Origin of the sequence: Actinotalea sp. (genome assembly GCF_035443605.1) — a bacterium.
GTDB lineage: Bacteria > Actinomycetota > Actinomycetes > Actinomycetales > Cellulomonadaceae > Actinotalea.
On record NZ_DAORSQ010000132.1, the window covers coordinates 1 to 5,574 of the forward strand.

The 5,574-nt window shown below is 71.7% G+C and carries 3 protein-coding genes; all 3 read right to left on the reverse strand.

Annotated elements, in window-relative coordinates; translation table 11 throughout:
- Positions 1-160 precede the first annotated feature (160 nt).
- Positions 161-553 (reverse strand): 50S ribosomal protein L7/L12, encoded by a 393-nt coding sequence (gene rplL, locus PKY62_RS11745; RefSeq protein WP_324537178.1) that lies wholly within the window; start codon positions 551-553, stop codon positions 161-163.
- A gap of 81 nt (positions 554-634) precedes the next feature.
- Positions 635-1,144, reverse strand: a complete 510-nt coding sequence (gene rplJ, locus PKY62_RS11750; protein WP_324537181.1) for a 50S ribosomal protein L10 — start codon at positions 1,142-1,144, stop codon at positions 635-637.
- 326 nt (positions 1,145-1,470) lie between these two features.
- Positions 1,471-5,532 (reverse strand): beta strand repeat-containing protein, encoded by a 4,062-nt coding sequence (locus PKY62_RS11755; protein ID WP_324537183.1) that lies wholly within the window; start codon positions 5,530-5,532, stop codon positions 1,471-1,473.
- Positions 5,533-5,574 lie beyond the last annotated feature (42 nt).

Here is a 5,574-nt window from a genome sequence, read left to right on the forward strand (position 1 = left end):
TATCTAGCGGCAGCCACTCCGGGCACCACTTCTACACTTCCAAATGCGAAGAGCCGACAAAGCGCGGAGGAATGAGAAAAGGGCGGGGTGCCGTAGCACCCCGCCCTGAATTCGCCGAATCAGCGAAGAGGCGGTCCCGGAAGACCGGTCTCGAAGATCCTCAGACGAGCTTGACGCCCGCGCCGGCCTCCTCGAGCTTGGCCTTGGCCTCCTCGGCGGCCTCCTTCTTCGCGCCCTCGAGCACGTTCTTGGGAGCCTCCTCGACGAGGGCCTTCGCCTCGCCCAGGCCCAGGCCGGTCAGCTCGCGCACGACCTTGATGACCTGGATCTTCTTGTCGCCGGCCGACTCGAGGACGACGTCGAACTCGTCCTTCTCCTCGGCGGCCTCGGCGGCAGCGCCACCGGGGGCGGGGGCGGGGGCGGCGGCGACCGCGACGGGGGCGGCGGCCGAGACGTCGAAGGTCTCCTCGAACGCCTTCACGAACTCCGAGAGCTCGATGAGGGTCAGGCCCTTGAACTGCTCGAGCAGTTCTTCGGTCGAAAGCTTAGCCATGATGTTTCTCCTTGATGGTGTGCCCGCGCGCGGTGCGCGACGGGCGGGTTGACTGTCTCGCGGATCGGCAGGCGCCGATCCTTACGCGTCCTGCTTCTCCTGCAGCGCGCCGAAGCCGCGGGCGGCCTTGGCGGGCAGAGCGTTGAACAGCTGCGCCGCACCCACGAGAGCGGCCTGCATGGCGCCGGCGGCCTTGGCCAGCAGCACCTCACGGCTCTCGAGGTCGGCGAGCTTGCCTACCTCAGCGGCGGTCAGGGCGTTGCCATCGAAGTAGCCCGCCTTCACCACCAGATGAGGGTGTGCCTTGGCGAAGTCGCGCAGACCCTTCGCAACCGCGACAGGGTCACCGTGCACGAAGGCGAGAGCCGAAGGGCCGGCGAGCTCGTCATCGAAAGCGGTGACGCCGGCCTTGTTGGCGGCGATCTTAGTCAGCGTGTTCTTCGCCACGGCGTACGTCGCGTGCTCGCGGATGCTGTTGCGCAGCTCGCGCAGTTCAGCAACCGTGAGACCGCGGTACTCAGTCAGCAGAACGGCGGCCGACTCTTCAAACTTTGCCTGAAGTTCGGCGACCGTGGCATCCTTCGTAGCCATGGCGCTCCCTAGTTTGTCGTTCCCGGCCGGCGGACGCCGCCCGGTGCCACCGCCGCTCGGAGCATCCGCATTCCCCGGGGAATGAGAAAAGCTCCGGCGCGCACGCACGGAGCTTCTGAGCTTTCGGGATCTGATCCCTCGATCGAGGAGTTCGCACCTGCGCAGGTCTTCGCCGCTTCGTTTCCGAAGCCTCGAACGTTACGGGGATCTTGCGAACCCTACCGGCGGTCTTTGGCCAAGGAGAAGGCCATCACGGATCGGAGAGCGGGCCAAACGGGGGCCTGCCGGGCTCCGGATCGGCGAACCGTCCGGAGCCCGGCCTCCCGTCACGCCTCTCGGCGCCGGCGGAGCAGGGCGGCTCCCGCGATCATCAGCAGCGCCGCCAGGGCGGCCAGCGGCAGCGTGCCCGGCGCGCCGGTCTGCGCGATCACGCCCGGGGCGAGCGCCGCAGCGCCCGCGACCGCCTGGGTGTTCGCCACCGTGCCGGCATTCGACGAGGTCACCGTCAACACCGCCTGCTGCCCCGGCCGGAGACCGCGCACGGTGATCAGGGCGCCATCGCGGGTCGCCGTGCCCGCCGAGACCGAAAGCGCGTAGCCGAGCGCCGGATCGTAGTCGATGATGGTCACCTCGAAGCCGTCGGGGGTGGGCCGGGGCGCCGAGAGGCGCGGCGCGGATCCCGCCTTCTGGGCGGCGCCGGCGACCGGCGCCGCAGCCTCGGTCGAGCCCGGGCGCTGCACGCGCAGGTCGACCGTGGCGCTCTGCTCGGGCGCGAGACCGCTAACCAGCAGCGTGCTGCCGACCATGATCGCGGTGACTCCGGCGGGGGCATCGGGCAGATAGACCGCGGTGGGATCGAAGTTGGTGATCTCGACCGTGTAGCCGTCGGCCGTGCGCGTCACCGGCCCGAAGGTCGGCGCGATGCCCGTCTCGAGCGCGGTGCCCGTGACCGGGGCCTGGGCGTCGGTGAAGCCGGTCTTCGAGACGGTGACGCCGACGGTCGCCGAGTCGGCCGGCGCCACGCCGGTCACCGTCACGAGACCCGATCCGTCGACGGCCGCGGAGGCTCCCGGCGGGGCGGAGAACGTGTAGACCGCCAGCGGATCGAAGTTGTCGATCTGCACCGTGTAGCCGTCGGCCGTGCGCGTCGGCGCGCCGAACGTGGGGGCGACGCCCGTCTCGAGCGCCGTGCCCGCGACGTCGGAGCTGCCCGGCACGTAGTCGGTGCGCGTGGTCGAGACCGTGACCGAGGTCGAGGCGCCTGGCGCGAGACCCGTCACGGTGACGAGGCCCGACGCGCTCACCGTCGCCGAGCCGGTCAGCGGGGTCGTCGCCCAGGAGAAGGCGCCGTCGTAGTTTGTGATCTGCACCGTGTAGCCGTCGGCGGTGCGCGTCGGCGTGCCGAACGTCGGCACCAGGGCCGCGTTCAGGGCTGTGCCCGCGACCGGCGCCGACGCCTCGGTGCGATCGGGGTGCGAAGCCGTGACGCCGACCGTGCCGCTCGCACCGGCGGCGAGACCGGTCACGGTGATGGTGTCACCGGTCCTCGAGGCCGAGGCGCCCGCCGGGAGCGCCGAATCATCGAGCGTGTAGGTGACGGCGGGATCGTAGTTCGCGATCTGCACGGTGTAGCCGTCGGCCGTGCGCGTCGGCGTGCCGAACGTCGGAGCGATGCCCGTCTCGAGCGCCGTGCCCGGTGCGCTCGCGTGACCGGAGACGTACCCGGTGCGCGTGGTCGAGACCGCCACCGAGGTCGAGGCGCCTGGAGCGAGGCCGGTCACCGTCACGAGGCCCGACGCGCTCACCGTCGCCGAACCGTCGACCGGAGTCGCCGCCCAGGCGAAGGTGCCGTCGTAGTTCGTGATCTGCACCGTGTAGCCGTCGGCCGTGCGCGTCGACGTGCCGAACGTCGGCACGAGCGCCGCATCCAGCGCTGCACCTGTCACGCCGGCATCGGCCTCGGTGAAGCCGGTCTTCGAGACCTCCACGCCGACGGTCGCTGATGCGCCCGCTGCCAGGCCGGTCACGGTGATGGTGTCACCGGTCCGCGAGGCCGAGGCGCCTGCCGGGAGCGCAGAGTCGTCGAGCGTGTACGTCGCCGCCGCGTCGTAGTTGGCGATCTGCACCGTAAAGCCGTCGATGGTGCGCGTGGGTGTGCCGAACGTGGGAGCGACGCCTGCCTCGAGCGCCGTGCCCGATGCGGCCGCGCTGCCGGGCGCGTACCCGGCGCGCGAGGTCGAGACCGTCGCGGTCGCGGAGGCGCCAAGCGCGAGGCCCGTCACTGTGACGAGGCCCGACGCGTCGATCGACGCGGTGCCCGCGGAGGGCGTGACGCCCCAGCTGAAATCGGGATCGTAGTTCTCGATCTGGAACGTGTAGCCGTCGGCCGTGCGCGTCGACGCGCCGAGGTCGGGCACCAGGGCCGCACTCAGCGCGGTTCCCGAGGTGGCCGCGCTGCCGGGCGCGTACCCGCTGCGCGAGGTCAACACGGTGACGGTGGTCGCAGAGCCGGGGGCCACACCCGTCACGGTGACGAGGCCCGACGCGCTCACCGTCGCCGAACCGGTCAGCGGGGTCGCCCCCCAGGAGAAGGCGCCGTCGTAGTTCGTGATCTGCACCGTGTAGCCGTCGGCGGTGCGCGTCGGCGTGCCGAACGTCGGCACGAGCGCCGCGTTCAGCGCTGCGCCGGTCACCGGCGCGGAGGCCGGCAGGCGGTCGGATCGCGTCGCGGTCACGCCGACCGTGCCGCTCGCGCTCGGAGCGAGACCCGTGACCGTGATCGTGTTGCCGGTGCGGCTCGCCGAAGCGCCGGCCGGCAGCGCGGACTCATCGAGCGTGTAGGTCGCCGCCGCATCGTAGTTCGAGATCGTGACCGTGTAGCCGTCGACCGTCGAGGTGATCGGGCCGAACGTCGGCGCGGTGCCCGCGAGACGCGGGGTGACCGGCACGCGCGGATCGGAGCGCTCCGAGTAGAGCGTCGGCGTCGCGCTGGCTCCGCTGCTCGTCTCGGTCTGGATCGAAACCCAATAGGTCGTGCCGTTGGCCAACCCGGTGAAGGTCAGGCTCGTGCCCGTGGTGAATTGCGTTCCGCCGCCGAGGATGGTCCCGCCGGAGGCTGCGCTGAACAGCGTGACGGCGTAGCGCTGCAGCGTGTTGCCGCTGAGATCCGCGTGATCCCAGGTCACCGTCGCGCTGCCGACGCCGGGGGTGGCCACGATGTTCGTCGGCGCGAAAGGATAGCCGAACGGCGTGCCGCTGCGAACGTTCGAGGCCGCGCCGGGACCGGCTTCGCTGACCGCGCGCACCTGCGCATTGTAGAGCGTGCCGTTCGTGAGACCCGAGGCGGTCGCCGGGCTGCTCGTGCCGAGCGGCAGCCAGGTCGATCCTCCGTCGATCGAGTACTCGTACCGCTGGATCGGCCGGTCGCCTGCAGCGCCCGCGGTGAACGTCAGCGTCAGGCGCTGATCGCCTGGGGCGACCGCGGTGAGGTTCGGTGCCGCCGGTCGCTGCAGCGGCATCGCCGAGGGGCGGCGCGTCGACTCGGGGCCGGTGCCGGCGGCGTTCGTCGCGGCGACCGCGACGAAGTAGGTCGTTCCGTTGGCGAGCCCCGTGATCGTGCACGCCTCGGGGCCGGCGCTGGTGCAGGACGCGAGCGGCGTGGTCGAATCGACCGATGCGTAGGCATAGGCGGTGTACCCGGTGATCGGCGATCCGCCGTCGTCGGCGGGCGCCTGCCAGCTCGCCTCGATCGACCCCGTGTTGCCCACGGTGACCACGTCGGTGGGCGGGCCAGGGACCGTGCGCGGGGTCGCGGAATCGACCGCGGGGGCGCCCTCGCCGATCGCGTTCACGCCGCGCACCCGCACCTCGACGGGCGTGCCGTTGGGGTGACCGGTCAGCAGGAACGAGCCGGAGAGGCTGCCCGTGCCGACCCAGGTGCTGCCGCCGTCGATCGAGTACTCGATCCGGGTGAGGGGCGCACCGCCGTCGTCGGAGAACGTGGCCGCGACCGCGACCGTGGTGTCGCCCGGGGTCAGGGCCAGCGCCGGCTGCGGGGGTGCAGCGGCCGGGGCCGAGGTGAGCTGGTTCGATCCGCCGCCGGCACCGACCGCGTTGACGGCGCGCACCTGCACGGTGTAGCTCTGGCCGTTGTTCAAGCCGGTGATCGTGACGTGACCCGAAGCCTGACCGGCCGAGACCCAGGTCGTGCCGCCGTCCAAGGTGTACTCGAGGTCGGTGATCGCGGATCCGCCGTCGCCGCCCAGCGTGAGGTCGACCGTGAGCCGGCCGTCCCCGCGCTCTACCGCGTTCAGTGCCGGCGCAGCCGGCGTCGACGCCGGGGTACCCGCCGCAGGAGCCGAGCTCGCGCCGTCGCCGGCACCGGTCACCGCTCGCACCTGCACTTCATAGGTGGTGCCGTCGGTGAGGCC

Excerpts from the sequence above, each read along its gene's own strand:
- rplL (WP_324537178.1), bottom strand. The coding sequence starts at position 553 with ATGGCTAAGCTTTCGACCGAAGAACTGCTCGAGCAGTTCAAGGGCCTG.
- rplJ (WP_324537181.1), bottom strand. The coding sequence starts at position 1,144 with ATGGCTACGAAGGATGCCACGGTCGCCGAACTTCAGGCAAAGTTTGAA.